Origin of the sequence: Peptostreptococcus porci, assembly GCF_009695815.1 — a bacterium.
GTDB classification, from domain to species: domain Bacteria; phylum Bacillota; class Clostridia; order Peptostreptococcales; family Peptostreptococcaceae; genus Peptostreptococcus; species Peptostreptococcus porci.
Genome location: NZ_VUNE01000003.1, coordinates 250,666 through 267,949, shown reverse-complemented (window position 1 = coordinate 267,949; position 17,284 = coordinate 250,666). Strand labels below are relative to the sequence as shown.

19 protein-coding genes are annotated in these 17,284 nt (G+C 32.4%); 17 read left to right on the top strand and 2 right to left on the bottom strand.

The features are described 5' to 3' along the window. Positions 1-86 precede the first annotated feature (86 nt). The 8 genes from FYJ71_RS07000 (at position 87) to FYJ71_RS06965 (ending at position 7,994) form a co-directional block, all read left to right on the top strand. Positions 87-1,463: a cell wall-binding repeat-containing protein gene (locus FYJ71_RS07000; protein WP_154538067.1), complete on the top strand. Its 1,377-nt coding sequence runs from the start codon at positions 87-89 to the stop codon at positions 1,461-1,463. Positions 1,464-1,504: 41 nt separating this feature from the next. Then, positions 1,505-2,410: a cell wall-binding repeat-containing protein gene (locus tag FYJ71_RS06995; RefSeq protein WP_154538066.1), complete on the top strand. Its 906-nt coding sequence runs from the start codon at positions 1,505-1,507 to the stop codon at positions 2,408-2,410. Positions 2,411-2,615: 205 nt separating this feature from the next. Further along, positions 2,616-3,866, top strand: a complete 1,251-nt coding sequence (locus FYJ71_RS06990) for an ABC transporter substrate-binding protein (protein ID WP_154538065.1) — start codon at positions 2,616-2,618, stop codon at positions 3,864-3,866. A gap of 9 nt (positions 3,867-3,875) precedes the next feature. Beyond that, the gene (locus FYJ71_RS06985; protein WP_154538064.1) at positions 3,876-4,745 is read left to right on the top strand and encodes an ABC transporter permease; all 870 of its coding nucleotides are present in this window, start codon (positions 3,876-3,878) and stop codon (positions 4,743-4,745) included. Beyond that, positions 4,738-5,550, top strand: coding sequence for an ABC transporter permease (locus FYJ71_RS06980; protein WP_154538063.1), 813 nt, complete (start codon positions 4,738-4,740; stop codon positions 5,548-5,550). Before FYJ71_RS06985 ends, FYJ71_RS06980 begins: the two co-directional genes overlap by 8 nt. A gap of 63 nt (positions 5,551-5,613) precedes the next feature. After that, positions 5,614-6,648, top strand: coding sequence for an ABC transporter ATP-binding protein (locus tag FYJ71_RS06975; RefSeq protein ID WP_154538062.1), 1,035 nt, complete (start codon positions 5,614-5,616; stop codon positions 6,646-6,648). Between the two features lie 24 nt (positions 6,649-6,672). Further along, a complete protein-coding gene (locus FYJ71_RS06970; RefSeq protein WP_154538061.1) occupies positions 6,673-7,620 on the top strand; it encodes a nucleoside hydrolase in 948 nt (315 codons plus the stop codon). Between the two features lie 23 nt (positions 7,621-7,643). After that, positions 7,644-7,994, top strand: coding sequence for a Spx/MgsR family RNA polymerase-binding regulatory protein (locus tag FYJ71_RS06965; RefSeq protein ID WP_154538060.1), 351 nt, complete (start codon positions 7,644-7,646; stop codon positions 7,992-7,994). Positions 7,995-8,509: 515 nt separating this feature from the next. Here FYJ71_RS06965 and FYJ71_RS06960 read toward each other — a convergent pair. Both FYJ71_RS06960 and FYJ71_RS06955 read right to left on the bottom strand, forming a co-directional pair. After that, entirely contained in the window at positions 8,510-9,178 is a 669-nt protein-coding gene (locus FYJ71_RS06960) for an ABC transporter ATP-binding protein (protein WP_154538059.1), read from the bottom strand. Further along, positions 9,178-11,763 carry an ABC transporter permease gene (locus tag FYJ71_RS06955; protein WP_154538058.1) on the bottom strand — a complete coding sequence of 862 codons (2,586 nt, stop codon included), beginning with the start codon at positions 11,761-11,763 and terminating at the stop codon, positions 9,178-9,180. Before FYJ71_RS06955 ends, FYJ71_RS06960 begins: the two co-directional genes overlap by 1 nt. 225 nt (positions 11,764-11,988) lie before the next feature. Between FYJ71_RS06955 and FYJ71_RS06950 the strand changes: the two genes are divergently transcribed. From FYJ71_RS06950 to rplV, 9 genes are all read left to right on the top strand, one after another. Beyond that, complete coding sequence (locus tag FYJ71_RS06950) at positions 11,989-12,696, top strand: ATP-binding protein (protein ID WP_154538057.1); 708 nt, start codon at positions 11,989-11,991, stop codon at positions 12,694-12,696. An 18-nt stretch (positions 12,697-12,714) separates the two neighbouring features. Then, positions 12,715-13,449 (top strand): LytR/AlgR family response regulator transcription factor, encoded by a 735-nt coding sequence (locus FYJ71_RS06945; protein ID WP_154538056.1) that lies wholly within the window; start codon positions 12,715-12,717, stop codon positions 13,447-13,449. A 327-nt stretch (positions 13,450-13,776) separates the two neighbouring features. Further along, the gene (gene rpsJ / locus FYJ71_RS06940; RefSeq protein ID WP_091994127.1) at positions 13,777-14,088 is read left to right on the top strand and encodes a 30S ribosomal protein S10; all 312 of its coding nucleotides are present in this window, start codon (positions 13,777-13,779) and stop codon (positions 14,086-14,088) included. A 75-nt stretch (positions 14,089-14,163) separates the two neighbouring features. Continuing rightward, positions 14,164-14,790 (top strand): 50S ribosomal protein L3, encoded by a 627-nt coding sequence (gene rplC, locus FYJ71_RS06935; protein ID WP_154538055.1) that lies wholly within the window; start codon positions 14,164-14,166, stop codon positions 14,788-14,790. A 26-nt stretch (positions 14,791-14,816) separates the two neighbouring features. Further along, positions 14,817-15,440 (top strand): 50S ribosomal protein L4, encoded by a 624-nt coding sequence (gene rplD, locus FYJ71_RS06930; RefSeq protein ID WP_154538054.1) that lies wholly within the window; start codon positions 14,817-14,819, stop codon positions 15,438-15,440. Next, positions 15,440-15,730: a 50S ribosomal protein L23 gene (gene rplW / locus FYJ71_RS06925; protein WP_091994122.1), complete on the top strand. Its 291-nt coding sequence runs from the start codon at positions 15,440-15,442 to the stop codon at positions 15,728-15,730. The genes rplD and rplW overlap by 1 nt, the downstream gene beginning before the upstream one ends. 24 nt (positions 15,731-15,754) lie before the next feature. After that, positions 15,755-16,585 (top strand): 50S ribosomal protein L2, encoded by an 831-nt coding sequence (rplB, locus tag FYJ71_RS06920; protein ID WP_154538053.1) that lies wholly within the window; start codon positions 15,755-15,757, stop codon positions 16,583-16,585. Positions 16,586-16,618: 33 nt separating this feature from the next. Further along, entirely contained in the window at positions 16,619-16,900 is a 282-nt protein-coding gene (rpsS, locus tag FYJ71_RS06915) for a 30S ribosomal protein S19 (protein ID WP_091994118.1), read from the top strand. A gap of 27 nt (positions 16,901-16,927) precedes the next feature. Further along, positions 16,928-17,266 (top strand): 50S ribosomal protein L22, encoded by a 339-nt coding sequence (gene rplV, locus FYJ71_RS06910; RefSeq protein WP_091994116.1) that lies wholly within the window; start codon positions 16,928-16,930, stop codon positions 17,264-17,266. The last annotated feature ends 18 nt before the right edge of the window (positions 17,267-17,284 follow it).

Genomic DNA, 17,284 nt, shown 5'->3' with positions numbered 1-17,284 from the left:
ATATATGACAATATAATTTTGAATTTATATAGAGAAACAAATAATGTAATAAATTAGCAGTGTCTAGTACTGATAGGAGGGATTATATGAAGGGTAGAGACAAAATGAAAATCTCATTAGTAATCGCATTTTTGGCTATTGCTTCATTCGGAGGTTATTCAAATTCTTTTGCTGAAACAAAATATACGAGATATTACGGAAATGACAGAGTTCTTACATCTATAGAGTCCGCGAAAACATTTTCCAGCGATGTTCTTGTCATTGCTCCAGCATATAGTTATCAAGATGCAATCAGTGCAATGAATATAGTGAATAAGTTCAATGGTAGAATGATTTTGGTTGGGAATGGAGATAATATTGGTCAGTTTGAAAATGACAAGTCTATAAAGTCTGTTTATATAGTTGGTGGAAATGAAGGTAATAGAAAGATTTCTAGTGCTATAGATTTAAAGCTTGCAAAAAATGCAACTGTCAACAGAATTACTGGAAAAGATATTTATGAAACGAATAGAAAGACATTGGAACTGACTAAGTACAAAAATATAGGAGTCGCTACAGGAGAGGTATACGCTGATGCACTTAGCTCGTATGGTGTTCTTAGAGAAGAAAACTTAGGAATACTCTTGGTCAACGGAAAAAAATCATATAATTCAAGTGGTTACAATGTCGTGTACACATTTGGTGGAAAAAATACTGTGGTTCAAGATGGTGGACAGAGAATTGCAGGTGTTGATAGATATGATACCTCAAATAAAATCGCTCAAAAAACTGCTATGAAAAATGTCGTTTTTGTAGATGGTAGAAATTATGCCGATTCTATGAGTGCTGTAAATATTACAAACTCAAAAAAAGCGGATATTGTATTGGTTCCGAGAAATAAAAATGCTCAAACCATGAATATCGCAAAAAATGCAGGGGAAATTTTTGTCGTAGGTGGACCAAAATCTGTGGAGGATCAGTATGTAAGGCAGGCAATCGACGGAACACCAGCTGTGAATACGGGTGGTCAAAATTCGTCTGGAAATATACCGATTAATTATGCAGATGGATGGATTAGGGTTAATATGCCAAGTGCCTTGACTTCAGATATCAAATATAATGTTATGAGTTCAGTTGCAGAGGAAGAAACAGCCATTACCTTTTATTCGAAATATCACTATGACAAATCCAGCTCGTCTTTCAAAGAAGGCTTGATTTGTGATTTAGCATTAGTAGATGTAAATTTTGATTATCCATCCACGTACGTTGAAATCGGAAGAGTAATAAAAAATGGTGTTCAAAAAAAGGTAGTTGTATTTGTTCAGACAGAGCAATCTTTTTTGGATAATTCGAATACGGGCATCAGTATTTACAAGAAAAACACAAAACAAGTTTTTGATCTGATGAGAAATAGCGTAGTTGGTATCGATGGAGCGAAGTATATAAAGGCTTCAGGAGATCCTTTGAAAAAGTTTGAAATTTAATTGGTCTAAGTGTAATTTTTAATTATTATTGGGGGTGCGTTATGAAGGTATTTAAAAAAAGAAAGAAAATAATCTCTTTAGTATTTGCAGGCTTGATAACGGCAGGAGCATTTGCTCAAGCTGAAGCTGCCACAAAATTCGAGCGAGTTTCCGGTGTCGATAGAACGCTGACGTCAGTTCAAGCATCAAAGGAAAATAAGTCAGACACACTAGTTGTGGCACCTGGATATAATTTTGCTGATATCTTGAGCGCTATGAATCTTGTGAATAAGTATAATGCAAAGCTTGTTCTTTACACAAAATCCTCAGAATTTGGCAAAGCTGAAACTGATAAAAATATTAAAAAAGTATATGTTGTGTATTCTGACGATAGCTACGATAATTATATTCCTTTTAAAATTGATCAAGCATATATTGGTAAGGCAGATGTAAAAAGAATTGTAGGAAGAAACAAGTATGAAACTAATAAAATGACTTTGGTCGAAGCTGGATATAAAAACGTTGGAGTTGCGAATGGAGAAGATTACCCAGACGCCCTGAGTGCTTATCCTCTACTTAGAGAGAAAAATCTTGGCTTGATGCTGATAAGAGGTAATGTTCCATATTTTACTGAGGAGTTCAAGGTAGTATACACATTTGGCGGTCCAAACTCTGTAAGTCAAGAAGATGGTGAGAGAATTTATGGGAAAGATAGATATGAAACCTCTGTAAAGATTGCCGAAAAGACTTCATATAAAGACATCTCTTTTGTAGATGGAAGAAATTTTGCAGATGCAATGAGTGCGGTTAATATTGTTAATTCAAAAAAGACAGACATACTATTGACTCCAAAAAACAAGATGGCATCAATGTCAAAATTGGCGACAGAAGCAAAAAATATATTTGTCGTAGGTGGAGTTAATTCTGTTCAAGATATTTATGTAAATCAAATTATAAACATGAAATAGCATTAGAAGATTGTCAATCAAGTGATCTAAGCAATTACAAATTTATTATAGATAATCTCGATTTTTATTGATGCTAATATAGAAAACTTTTATACCATAGGAAGTAATAATCATTATCTTCTTATGGTATAATTGTGTGAAGAAATTTATTTTAATATTGATTTAATTGTAACACGAAAAAAAACTTGATTAAAAAGGAGGAAAAATGAAACTATTATCAAAGATTTCGGCATTATTATTGGCTTCAACGCTTGTACTTTCGGGTTGTGCTTCAACTGGAGACAAGGCTTCAGATAAGAGCAATGATGAGGCTATTTTGGCAAAAAAATATGAGGATTATCAAGCATCAGCTAAAGATACGACTGTAACTATCTATGGTTGGGGTGGCTCTGATTTGACAAACAACTGGATAGATCACTATCTGGCAGATAAAGTGAAGAAGGAATATGGTATAACCTTAAAAAGAACGGGAATGAACATTGATGAGATACTAAATAACCTACAAAATAGTGTTCAGGCTGGTGAAGAAAAAGGCAATATTGATATTATATGGATAAATGGAGAAAACTTCTACACTGCTATGAATAATAATTTACTATTCGGACCATTTGTAGATAAATTGCCAAATATGGAAAAATACGTAGATGTAAATTCAGATGAAGTAAAATATGACTTTGGATTTGAAACAAAGGGCTATGAGTCTCCGTTTGGAAAGGCACAGGTTGTGATGGTTTACAATTCAGATGTATTGGGACCAATAAAGAGTGCAGATGATTTGATGAAAGCTGCAAAGGCAAATCCAGGAAAAATAACTTATCCAGCACCTCCAGATTTTACTGGATCTGCATTTGTAAGAAATATTATTTACGAAAAGGTTGGATATGACAAGATCAAGGGCTTGGATCCTAAAAATGTTGAGGCTGTGAGAACTGCAATAAAGCCGGCATTAGACTATTTAAAGGAATTAAAGCCATACCTTTGGAAAGAGGGTAAGACGTATCCAGCAGAATCTACTCAGTTAGATAATATGTTTGCGGATGGTACGGTGATATTTGATGTAAGCTATAATCCAAATTTCGCATCAAATATGGTAGAAAACGGAACATTCCCAAAATCTACAAAAACTAGTGTTTTTGACAAAGGAACAATCGGAAATACACATTTTTTGGCAATTGCAAAGAACGCACCGAATAAGGAGGGTGCAATGGTGGTAATCAATGAAATTCTAAACTTTGATTCACAGCTTGAAAAATACAAACCAGAAGTGTGGGGCGATTTACCTGTAATAGATAATAGTAAGTTGTCAGAAGACCAAAAGAAAGAAATTGCAGGTGTAAAAATCGGATCAGCAACTCTACCACAAGCTGAGCTGTTGAAAAAAAGACAACCGGAGCTTCCTTCTGCATTAGTTCCAGTTATTGAAAAAATATGGGCAGAGGAAATTCCAAACAAATAGGAGAATATAATGACAAGTATAAAAAAAATAAAATCATATCTTGGTGTTTTACCGGTTATGATACTGATTATATTTGTTTTGGCAGTTGGGATATTCGGGGCTTTTTTACAAAGTCTCGGATTTTTTCCTATTGCGGGAATGAATGAAATAAGCTTAAAGTATTATATTGATATAATTCACAATAGTGAGTTTATAAAAAGCTTCGGATTTACCATTTACACAACATTAGTATCTTCTTTTTTGTCAGTGGTTTTAGGGGTAATAATAGCGAAAATTCTAGTAGAATCAAAAATAAAAAGGGAATTTATATACAAGCTACCCATAATAATTCCACATATTATAGTGGCTTTATTTGCGATAATATTTCTGTCAGATACAGGATTTTTGTCACGTTTAGCGTATTTTTTTGGAGTGAGAGATTCAGAAAAATATTTTGCACATTTTTTGTACAATAAAAATGGTATGGGAATAATTATTTCCTATATATGGAAGGAAACACCTTATGTTTTGTTGTCAGTTTTATCGATATTGAGAAATTTGAGTGGAAAACATGAGATGATTGCAATTAATCTCGGTGCCAGCAAGCTTTATGCTTTTTGGAATATCACAGTCCCAATGCTATTGCCGACAATTATCTCAACATTTACTATTGTATTTGCATTTTCGTTTGGTTCTTATGAAATTCCAATGCTATTGGGATCGACTTTTCCAAAGGCATTATCAGTTCAAGCCTTCGTGGAATATCAAAATCCAATGTTTAGTAATAGACCTTATGCAATGGCAATAAACATAATTATAATTCTTTTTTGTATCATTTCAGTTTCTGTGCTGAATTTAATCATCAAAAGAATTGTTCTTGGAGGTGTCAGAGATGAATAACAAGAGATTATTTTATGTATTCATGGTCGCTATTTCAATGGTGGCAATTATCGCTCCAATAGCTATGATAATAATTTTATCTTTTTCAAAAAATTATTCATGGCCTAGCGTGATTCCGAATGACTTTGGGCTAAGAGGATGGAATTATGTGTTTGAAAATAGGGGAAGAGTTCTAACATCTCTGGGAAACAGTATATTTATTTCGAGCATGACTACATTGATTACAGTGTTGATTTCCATCCCATGTGCAAAAGTTTTGGCACTTGATGATATAAGGGGAAAGAAAATTATAGAAAGTTTGGTGTTTTCACCTATAATCATTCCACCGGTTTCGATAGGAATGGGATTAAGTGTGGAATTTATTAGAATGGGTTTGGCGAGAACGTATTTGGGTGTCATTTTGGTGAGTATAGTTCCATGTATTCCATATGCGGTTAGGATGTTAAAAGAGGTGTTTTTAATAATTGGAAAAAAATATATAGAGCAAGCGTATATTTTGGGTGCAGGGACATTTTATACGTATAGATATGTATTATTCCCGATGCTATTACCTGGTATTATATCTGCGAGCATGATGTGCTATATCGTTTCTTTTAGCCAATATTTCTTGGTGTATCTAATTGGTGGTGGAAGAATAAATACTTTTACTATGGATATGTTCCCGTTTATTCAATCTGGTGATAGAATGCTGGGAGCGGTTTATGCGATAATATTTGTGTTAAGTACATTTTTTACCTTGATTGTGATGGAATACATATTGAAAAAAATCTATAAGAACGAGATGGAAAATTACAACTATATTTAATTTGATATTATTTAATATTATTATTTAATAATCTGTTTTTTGTAAAATGAGATAGAGGTTTTTATGTATAAATTGGAAGTAAGAAATATTACAAAAAAATATGGGAATAAATTAGTTTTGAATGACTTTAACATTTCTGTCAATACAGGTGAAAGAGTTAGTCTTTTAGGTCCATCTGGATGTGGAAAAAGCACAGTACTAAATATAATGGCTGGGATTATTGATGACTATCAGGGTAGTGTTATTCTAAATGGGTGTGACATTAGTAGTCTTGCACCAAACAAAAGAAATATCGTTATAGTAAGTCAAGAAAATTTGCTGTTTCCACATATGAATGTCTATGATAACATAGCATTCTCCATGAAAGCGAAAAAAAAGAGCAAGGATCAAATTGATAGTATGGTAGGTAAGCTATTAAAGGAAATCAATTTGCAGGGGTATGAAAACAAGAAAGTTAGTCAACTTTCAGGTGGAGAAAAACAGAGAATTGCATTGGCAAGAGCTTTGGCAGCAGAGCCAGAGGTATTGCTATTGGATGAAGCATATTCCAGCTTGGATACAAACTTGAGAGAAAAGATGAGAGAGCTGACGATAGAGCTTCAAAAAAAGCATCAAATAACAACGATATTGGTAACTCATGACAAAGAAGAGGCGATGATGTTTGGGGATAAAATGGCAATTGTTCTAAATGGTAGAATACATGGATTTGATACACCTCAAAACATTTATGATAAACCTAAGGATAGAGAGACTGCAAGCTTTTTAATGAGAGATAATTTTTTAGAACATAGCTTAGGAGAAACGACTGAAACTATATTTGTAAAACCAGAGGATATAGAGTGTGAAAAATATATTTCAAAAGATAAATCAGAAGTCATCTGCAAATCCTTGTATGAAGTATTTGAAAATGCAAGACTTGAAAAAGATATCATTATAAGTGGAAGTATTAACAAAATACTGTATCTTGGGGCAAAGATACAATATTTGGCAGATTTTAATGGTGTGAAAATAAAGGTTGATTCATATGACGTCGAAGAAAAGTATACATTAGGAGATGCTGTATATATGACATTTAAAAAATATTGCTTCTTTGAATAGAGATTAATAAGAAAGGGCATAAAGATGAAAAAGGTAATTTTTGACTGTGATAATACTATGGGTATTAACAATAGAGATATAGACGATGGATTGGCACTGATTTATCTTTTGAATAGAAATGACGTAGATTTACTTGGCATCACTTGTACATATGGAAATGACAACGTGAAAAATGTGTTTCTGAAAACAAGAGATCTTTTGGCTGAAATTAATCATTCAGAAATTCCACTTGTATGTGGCTCTGGTACTTTTGAAATGAAAAACTATGTAAATTTGTCATTTGATAAGGTAGTCGATGAGTGTGAAAATGATGCAGCTAAATTCATAGTTGAGCAAGTGAATAAAAATCCAAAGGAAATATCGATTTTGGCAACAGGCTCTCTCCAAAATATATATGATGCCTACATGATAGACAATAATATTGTAGATAATATAAAGGAAATTGTCATAATGGGTGGTGTGACAGAGCCATTGTACTTTGGTAATAAAATGATGAATGAATTGAATTTCACCGTTTGTAATGAAGGTGCATATATCGTATTAAAAAATTTTAAAAATATATCCATTTTGACGGGGAACAACTGTATGAAAAGTCAGTTTGGTACTGTGGAATTAGAAAAATCAAAGTTCAAATCTGTTGAAAAATATGGAAAAAACGCCTTTATTGTTGAAAAAATAGAAAAGTGGATGAGCGAGTTTAAGGAGCTATATGGATATGAGGCGATTGTTCTTTGGGATGTGATAGCCGCTATATATCTACTTGAGCCAGAGTTATTTAAGAAAAGGCTGTTTTTGAACAAGTCGAATGTAAAATCCCTAAGCGAAGGACGATTGATAGTCGATGAGCTGAAAGAATTTGAAGAATCAAAGAAAATGTGTTATAACATTATTAGGGGTGGAAACATTATAAATATACCTGAAATTATTAATGGTAGTAATGTGAACGAAAATTTGATATTGACCATATTCTAAGGTCAAGGATGGAGGTGGAAGGAATGAAAATAATATGCTATAAGAACTGTTCAACTTGCAAGGGTGTTGTGAAATTGATGAAGGACAAGAATATTGATTTTGAATATAGAGAAATCAGTGAGGAAAATCCTACAATTAAAGAATTAAAAGAGTGGAAAGAAAAATCGGGGTTACCATTGAAGAAATTCTTTAATACAAGTGGGAAAATATATAGAGAATTGGAATTGTCAAAAAAACTTCCAGATATGAGCGAGGAAGAACAGTATGAATTACTTGCTAGTGATGGAATGATTGTAAAGAGACCGATCTTGATATTGGAAAACGGAGACGTTTTCGTGGGAGCCGATGTGAAAAAATATTTAGAGGGTAAATAATATAAAAATAGGTAAAATTGTTTGGATAGGGTCGATAGTGAGGGAAAAATGGATTTATTGAAGCTTAAATTTTTATCAGTGATTTTTGCTGTTATTATAGTTTGCTTTTCTATTTTATCATTATATAACAACAAAAATATATGGCTTAGCGTTTTTTTATTGGTTGCGTATATAATATGCAATGGTACTTTACCAAAAGCACATTTGAAGCTTAGATACCGTATAGTATTTTTTATTATTTCGGTAATCGCAATGGTAGCTATGCTGAATAGTTCAAAATTGTTTAGCTTGAATTATTCGACACAGTTGGTTTTCACGTTTTGCTGTATGATACCAAATATGGTGATAAAAACTGTTTTATATAGAAATCATGATTGTTGATGACTTGAACTTAATTTTTTGAAAGCCAGCGCATTTAGACGCTGGCTTATATATTGTTCCATTTACTGGTTATACAAGTGGTAATGATTAAATAATAATTTTGTACTATTGATATTTGCTTTTCGATCAGTTTTTTAATTAGATAGGATTTCTCCGTCTTTCAATTTATAGACCTTATCGGCATATTTTGCTACATTAGAATCGTGAGTTATCATAATAATTGTTATTTTATTTTCGTAAGATATTGATTGAATCAATTTCAAAATATTTTCTCCGTTCTTTGAGTCCAAATTTCCAGTAGGTTCATCGGCTAAAATTAGCATCGGTTTTGCTGCAAGTGCTCTTCCTATAGCAACTCGTTGCTGTTCTCCGCCAGATAATTGATTTGGAAGTTTGTGTTGTACACCTTCTAATCCTAATTTTTTTATTATCAAATCAATTTCCTCTTTTATTGGAGTTTTGTGATCTAGCCTTATTTGAAGTTCAATATTTTCCCTTACGGTCAGCACGTGAATTAAATTGTAGTGCTGAAACACTATACCTATATCTCTTCTTCTATATCTTGCTAAGGATATAGCGTTTTTCTCAAAAATATTGACTCCGTTTACAAATACACTACCGGATGACGGTGTGTCTAATCCACTAATAATATTTAAAAGGGTAGTTTTTCCGGAACCTGACGCTCCCATTATGCAAACGAATTCACCCTCTTTTACAGAAAGATTAACATTTTTTAGAGCCTGGCATTTGATACTTCCAGAACCATAAACCTTACCCAAATTATTTATTTCTACATATGACATTATTCAAGACCTCCAATCGAATCCTTTATATTATCCCTTAATATTTTCTTGCTAGGAACATACGTGCTCATCATGCATAATATGAAATGAAATGCAAAAACTAATAAATAAATCATAATATTGAACCTAAAATCAATGCCAACAATATGTGATTTTATTTCAAGGTTATGCGTATAGATGACTTGCCTAGCGAATGCGATTATCCAAGATAAAGCTGTTGCAATAAATGAGTAAATTATACCCTCGTAAATAAGTATGTTTTTTATATCTATATCAGTTGTCCCCAAAGCTCGTAATATGGCAAGCTCTCTTTTTTTATCTAGAATTTTGTAACCAATCATATTGATAAATGAGAAAACACACACAATAATAAAAGCATAGTATTTAATATTCTCGATATTAAGATAATTTAAAATAGAGTTTTTAATTTCCATATTATAGTTGATATTATCTTCAACCAGGAATCCAGGTACATTACTGAATTTTTCCAAAAGGATTTTGTTTACTTCGCTACGAAAATCATTGTTTTCTAGTTTAATGGCTCCCAAGCAATATTTTTCGTTTTTGTCTATACTCAGCATCCTTTTCTGTGAAATAACTACGTCAGTAGATGGAATTGAGTAGTCAATTCTAAATGGCATGGAATCAACTATAGCAGAAATTTTAAAACTTTTTTTCATTGTTTTTGGGGTAAACTCCAGTGTCCAATATTTTCTCAATAAATCACCTTGTTTTTCGCCAATATCAAATTCAACAGGAATATCAATTGTAATGGTATCACCAACTTTGTAGTTTAGTATTTCGTTTCTTTTATCATAACCAGTCTTCAAGTTTATATAGTTTTTAGGATAGAATAGAATGCACGTATCAGTATTGTGTAATTTGTCTAAGTTTATATCACCTTTTATGATATTGTTTTTTAGAAATTTTAAGCTATCATCATTGAATCCAAGTAGTTTGTTCTTAATTATATATGAATCTCCATCTTTTTTATACATTCCATTCCATACTTCTTTCACATAATTACTCTTACCGTTGTCGTCGAAGTATTCTGTATTACGCACCAAAGATGATGGTACTGTCATGCGGGTGTATTTATATGAAGTCCAAAAATTACTTTTTATGCCATCGATATTATTGAAATAATCAATAAAAGTATCGTCGACTGAATTGTTGCTTTGATAGGGGTTGGATTTATTGATAATTATATCCCCTACTCCAAAATTTGGCTCAGTAACTGTTTTATAGATTTTATTGTTTATCTCAGCAATACATCCTTTGTGTATTATTTCTGATGTCGTTATTGACATACAGGCAATCATAATACACATCAAAATCATGTCAGAACGCATATATCTTAGAGATAGGAAATTAGATATACTCAATTTATCTATTAGAAAAGATTTTTTTTGTGACCGATTTTTTGTTCCGAAAAATTTAGTAATGTCACGAGTATGTATGATTTCGGTGTGTATAGTGTTTATCGGCATATTCCTTATCGATAAGAAGTATGTAACAATGGAGATTATTACAACAACTGCGAAAATAAGCATAATAGTAGCAAAGACTATGTTATGAGGCACCTTTATATCTGCGAAACCGATATTTATAAGAGATATATCTGAGTATAAATTATATCCCATATTGGTCATAAATTTTGCAGAAAATATTGAAATAAGAATACCAATAGCAATGGATGGAAATGATATTGTCATCAGTTCCACAATTATTATAGAAATAATATCAAAATTCATTATTCCAAATGCTCTCAATATTCCTATGTCTCGAATTCTCTTTCTCATTGAAATGAAGTAAGTTGAAAATACGATTAATCCTGAGAATAATATAGAAATAAGTAACATAGGTATGAGTTCTGTTAGTAAATTTCCATCATTTTCATATGCTGTTATTAACATTTTATTGGTCGTTATATCTGATTTTTTATGATTATATTCATTTATAATACTGTTTTTTAGATTATTAATATCGCTCCTAAGAGTGCTGGAATCTTTGAATTCCAGATCGACGGTATTATTTTTTGATAGTCCTTGAGATATTGTATTCATATTAAATATACTGGATGCTTTGTTTGCATTGTTGTCTTTTAGTAACCCAACGATGATTTTTCGCTCATGTTTTTTCGTATAGTAGTCAGTGTAGGAAATTGAGTCACCTATTTTTTTATGAAGATTATCTGCTATCCATTTTTCAATTGTTACCTCGTGCTCATTTTTTGCAACAGTTCCAGATAGCAAGGCAGAATCATTCAATCCGTCAGAGGTAGCGATTACATTAAATCTATATAGGCTATTGGCATCGGATGCACCTATAAAGTTTCTTATTTTCATTCGTTTTATATCCTGATTTTTTCTAATCATATCAATTTCATCCTTGCTTGCATTTATTATTTTTAAGTGATAAGGATTATATTTTTTTTGCTCATTCAAGCCAATAATGTTAGCTGAATGTTTCATTATTCCATTTGTGCAAGCAATGATCACAGCGAATAGGAAGCTGAGAAAAATAATGAAAGATCTCTTTTTGTATTTTTTTATGTAAATAAGTGCCAGTTTTATAGTTATCATCTTTACAGTCTCCTTTTTCAAAATAGTTACGATAACAAGATTATAATCTGTGAGTGTTTTTTTTTCAAAGCATATTATTTCAAGTTTTTGGCAATTAGCTGCAGAAAAAATGCATAAATATGTTCGAATATATCATATATAAGCATATAATACAGTATTAATTTTTATCGAATTTTTGGAGAACTTGAAGTTGACATTTGTATTGGTTATAATAATGGTATATTGATGAATATCAAGAAGGGAAAATTAATAATGATAAATCAAGTTGCAATTATTATTTTGATGTTAATATCGATGCTCGTTACTCTTTTAATGGTTGTAATGTATTTAAATAATATTGGACTAAGAGAAGAAGTGGATTCGTTAAACGATGAATTAGTATATAAGGAAAAGATGATTCAAGACAGAGAGTCGAGGATATTAGAATTAAGAAAAATAAATCATGATAATCGAAAGCATATAAATCTTCTCAACTCAATAGATAGCAAGTATGTGAAGAGAAAAAATAAAATATCTCTTATAGCAGAGTCACTAGAAGACTTATGTAAAAATAATAATATTGATTATAGATACATAATATCAAACGAAAATTTCATAGATATTGCATATTCTGATTTGAATAGTATTTTGGTCAATATAGTCGAAAACGCTATAAATTCAATTTCTAGTTTTGGTGAATATAAAAATAAGCATAATTATATAAGATTAAATTCATATGAAGACAACATTATATTCTGCATTGAAATAATTAATAATGGTCCAAAAATAGAGGACACCAGAGGTATTTTTGTTGAAGGCTTTTCGTCATCTGGTGAATCAGGCAGAGGATTTGGTCTAACGATTGTTAAAGAGCTGGTTGAAAAGTACAATGGCAACATTTTTGTCAACAGTAATGAAATTAATACTACTTTTACAATTATATTTTTGAAATAAATAAAGGAGGTCATAGCGTTGAGGGTTTTATTATGCGATGACAATAGAGATGATATTCAAAAAGTGAAAAGAATATTAAAGGAAATACCTTATATTGACTATGTGATGACCTGTTGTGATGGCAAGGAAGCGGTTTGCATATACAAAAATAATCCGATAGATTTAATCATAACAGATATAGATATGCCAAAAATAAATGGAATAAATTTGGTAAAGGAAATAAGTAGCAATATGTCAAATAGGGTCGATGTAATTTTTATGACTGGATATCCAGATTATTCCATATTGAGCCATGACTGTAGACCAATTGATTTTCTGCTAAAACCAATTGATGAAGGAAGGTTGATTGAGTCTGTAAATATTGCAAACGACATGATGATATCAAGAAGCCTAATTAGAAACAAAAAATTAGATGAAGAAATATTTATTTACAAATTTAGGAAAAATATAAATATGATAAACTATGAAAACATATTATTTTTTGAGAAGGTTGGTAGAGAAATAAAAATATTGACTACAGATGGAGAGGAAATAAGGTTTTATGAAGACTTTACCACATTGAAAGAGAGGGTTCCTGGCTATTTTTTTGTATCATCTTCAAAGCATATTATCAATTTAAAGAAAATTTACAAAGTGTCTCCAAATACGAGAAATTCGTTTGAAATTTCTTTTTTGAACGAAAATGCCAAAGCACTACTTGATAAGAAATTGGAGTCGGATTTTTTATTTAGATATCATAAGAGTAAATATTAAGATAGCGAAGCCAATAAAAATTATAATATTATAATTATAGATAAACTGTTGCTTACTAAATTACTAATAAAATATTCACCTCTTGTATTTGGTGATAATTAGGTAAAAACAAGTAGATAAAAAACAAAGAAATAATCAAAAAAATATTCAAAAAAAAGCTTGCATTAGCAGGCTTTTTTTGTTAAAATATTCTAGTACGCTCATGTGAATGGGCAAGTTTTGGGTGGATAAATTCAAAAATCGGTTAAGAAATTACGACACACCCGGAACAGTGTATCGGTGTTTGATTTATCTGGCCAGGTAAATAAATCAGAAGGAGGGACTAAAATGGCTAAGAACGAAAAGATAAGAATAAGATTAAAATCATATGATCATAAGTTGTTAGATTATTCAGCTAGCAAATTAGTTGAAACTGCTAAAAAAGCAGGTTCTCAGGTAGCAGGTCCAATACCACTTCCAACAGAGAAGAAGGTTGTGACAATACTAAGAGCTGTACACAAGTACAAAGACTCTAGAGAACAGTTCGAAATTAGAACTCATAAGAGACTAATTGATATAGCTAATCCAACACCAAAGACAGTTGACTCATTAATGAAGCTTGACTTGCCAGCTGGTGTAGATATAGAAATCAAGTTATAAACCGCCTAAGATAGTAATATCTTAGAATGATTATCCAAAAATGGATAATCCGCTGTAAGAATGTAGGAGGTAAAAATGAAAGGGATTTTAGGAAAGAAATTAGGTATGACTCAGGTATTTACTGCAGAAGGTTCAGTAGTGCCAGTTACAGTTGTAGAAGCAGGTCCTGTAGTAATCACTCAGATTAAGACAATGGAAAATGATGGTTACCAGGCAATTCAGGTTGGTTATGGAGATGTTAAAGAAAAAGCTCTTAACAAACCTAAAAAAGGTCATCTTGCTAAGGCAGGAGTATTAAAGAGAAACTTAAAAGAATTCAGAGTTGATTCTATAGATGGTTTCGAGGTTGGCCAGGAAATCAAGGCTGATTTATTTGCTGAAGGTGAAAAGATAGATGTATCTGGAATATCAAAAGGTAAGGGATTCCAGGGGCCAATAAAGAGACACGGACAGAGTAGAGGTCCAGAATCTCACGGTTCTAGATATCACAGAAGACCAGGTTCAATGGGTGCTTGTTCATATCCGGGTAGAGTATTCAAAAACAAGAAGCTTGCTGGTCACATGGGTAGCGTAAAAGTTACTGTTAAGAATCTTGAAGTAGTAAAAGTAGATGCTGAAAAGAATCTTTTATTAATAAAGGGTGCTATCCCTGGTGCTAAGGGGTCAGTAGTAACTGTTAAGGAAGCTCTTAGTGCTAACTAATCATAAGGGAAAGGAGGATTAACGAAATGTCAAAGATTAACGTATTAAACGTATCAGGCCAGAATGTTGGTGAAATTGAATTAAATGATTCAATATTTAATATAGAAGTTAACGAGCACGTTCTTTACGAAGCAGTAAAGTGTCAGTTAGCTAACAGAAGACAAGGTACTCAGTCTGCTAAGACAAGAGCAGAAGTTAGAGGTGGCGGAAGAAAGCCATGGAGACAAAAAGGTACTGGTAGAGCTAGACAAGGTTCTATTAGATCAGTACAATGGGTAGGTGGTGGAGTTGCATTTGCACCAAAGCCAAGAGATTATAGCTACTCACTACCAAAGAAGGTTAGAAGACTTGCAATGAAGTCTGCTTTAACTTCAAAGGTTTTAGGAAATGAAATGATAGTTTTGGACGAATTAAAATTAGATGCTCCAAAGACAAAAGATATAGTAAATGTATTTAAGAATGTAAATGCAGCAAAGAAAACTTTAGTAGTAACTGCTGACAACGATGTGAATGTTGTAAAATCAGTTAGAAACATAGAAGGTGCTAATGTTTGTCACGTAAGTACATTAAATGTTTACGATATACTAAACTGTGATTCATTCATCATAACTACAGATGCAGTTAAGAAAGTGGAGGAGGTGTACGCATAATGACAAATCCACATGATATAATCATAAAACCAGTCGTTACAGAACAGTCAATGGCTGAAATGGGTAACAAGAAATACACTTTTGTTGTAGCAAAGAGTGCGAACAAGACAGAAGTTAAGAAAGCAGTAGAAAAGATATTTGACGTTGAAGTTGAAAAAGTAAATGTATTAAACTACGACGGAAAAATGAAGAGAATGGGAAGAACAGCTGGAAAGACTGCTAGCTTCAAGAAAGCTGTAGTTAAATTGACTGCTGATAGTAAGGACATAGAATTCTTCACAGGAATGTAATTCGAATTAAGGAGGAAATAAAAAATGGCTATTAAAAAGTTTAAACCAACTTCTCCTGCCTTAAGACAGATGACAGTTTTAAAGTCAGACGAAATAACATGCAACCAGCCAGAGAAATCTCTTTTAGTTAATCTAAAGAAGAATGCTGGTAGAAATGTTCATGGTAAAATAACTGTTCGTCATAAAGGTGGCGGAAATAAGAGAAAATATAGATTAATAGATTTCAAGAGAAACAAAGATGGTATACCTGCTAAGGTTGCTACTATCGAATACGATCCAAACAGATCAGCTAATATAGCACTTCTTCACTATGTAGATGGTGAAAAGAGATACATATTAGCACCACTTGGACTACAGGTTGGAGATACTGTTCTTTCAGGATTGGGTGCAGATATCAAACCAGGTAACTGTTTAGAATTAAAAAATATGCCAGTTGGTACATTGATTCACAACATTGAATTAAAAGCTGGTAAAGGTGGACAGTTAGTTAGATCTGCTGGTGTTTCAGCTCAGTTGATGGCTAAGGAAGGTACAAAGGCACTTCTTAGATTACCATCTGGTGAAATGAGATATGTAAACAACAACTGTAGAGCAACAGTTGGTCAGGTTGGTAACCTAGAATACGGAAACGTAGTAATAGGTAAGGCTGGTAGAAAAAGACACATGGGAATCAGACCTACAGTAAGAGGTTCTGTAATGAACCCTAATGACCATCCACACGGTGGTGGTGAAGGTAGATCTCCAATAGGTAGACCATCTCCAGTTACTCCATGGGGTAAACCAGCTCTTGGATACAAGACAAGAAAGAAAAAGAAAGCTTCTAACAAGCTAATAGTATCTAGAAGAACTAAGTAATAGATTTAATTTACTCAGGAAGGAGGAATATTAATGTCAAGATCAACTAAAAAGGGACCTTTTGTCCATGCAGGATTATTTAAGAAAGTTGAAGCTATGAACGCTAGCGGAAATAAAGAAGTTATAAAGACTTGGTCAAGAACTTCTACAATATTCCCTCAGTTCGTTGAACACACAATAGCAGTTCATGATGGAAGAAGACATATACCAGTATATATCACAGAAGATATGGTTGGACATAAATTAGGAGAATTTGTTCCTACAAGAACTTTTAAAGGTCACAAGGACGATGAAAAATCTTCAAAGAGAAAATAATAAATGAAGGTGAAAGGAGGAATATAAATGGAAGCAAGAGCTATTGCAAAGACAGTTCGTGTATCATCAAGAAAAGCAGGACAGATATGCGACCTAGTTAGAGGAAAAGACGTAAAAGAAGCATTGGCTATACTAAAGTTTACACCAAGATATGCATCTGAAATAGTTGCAAAGGTAGTAAAGTCAGCTGCTGCAAATGCTGAAAATAACCATGAAATGGATCCAGATAAATTATATATCGCTAAAATAGTTGCTAATCAAGGTCCTACAATGAAGAGATTCATGCCTAGAGCACAGGGTAGAGCAACAGCAATCAGAAAAAGAACATCTCATATTGAGGTAGTTGTTAAAGAAAGAGAAAACTAATAAGAAGGAGGGACACAA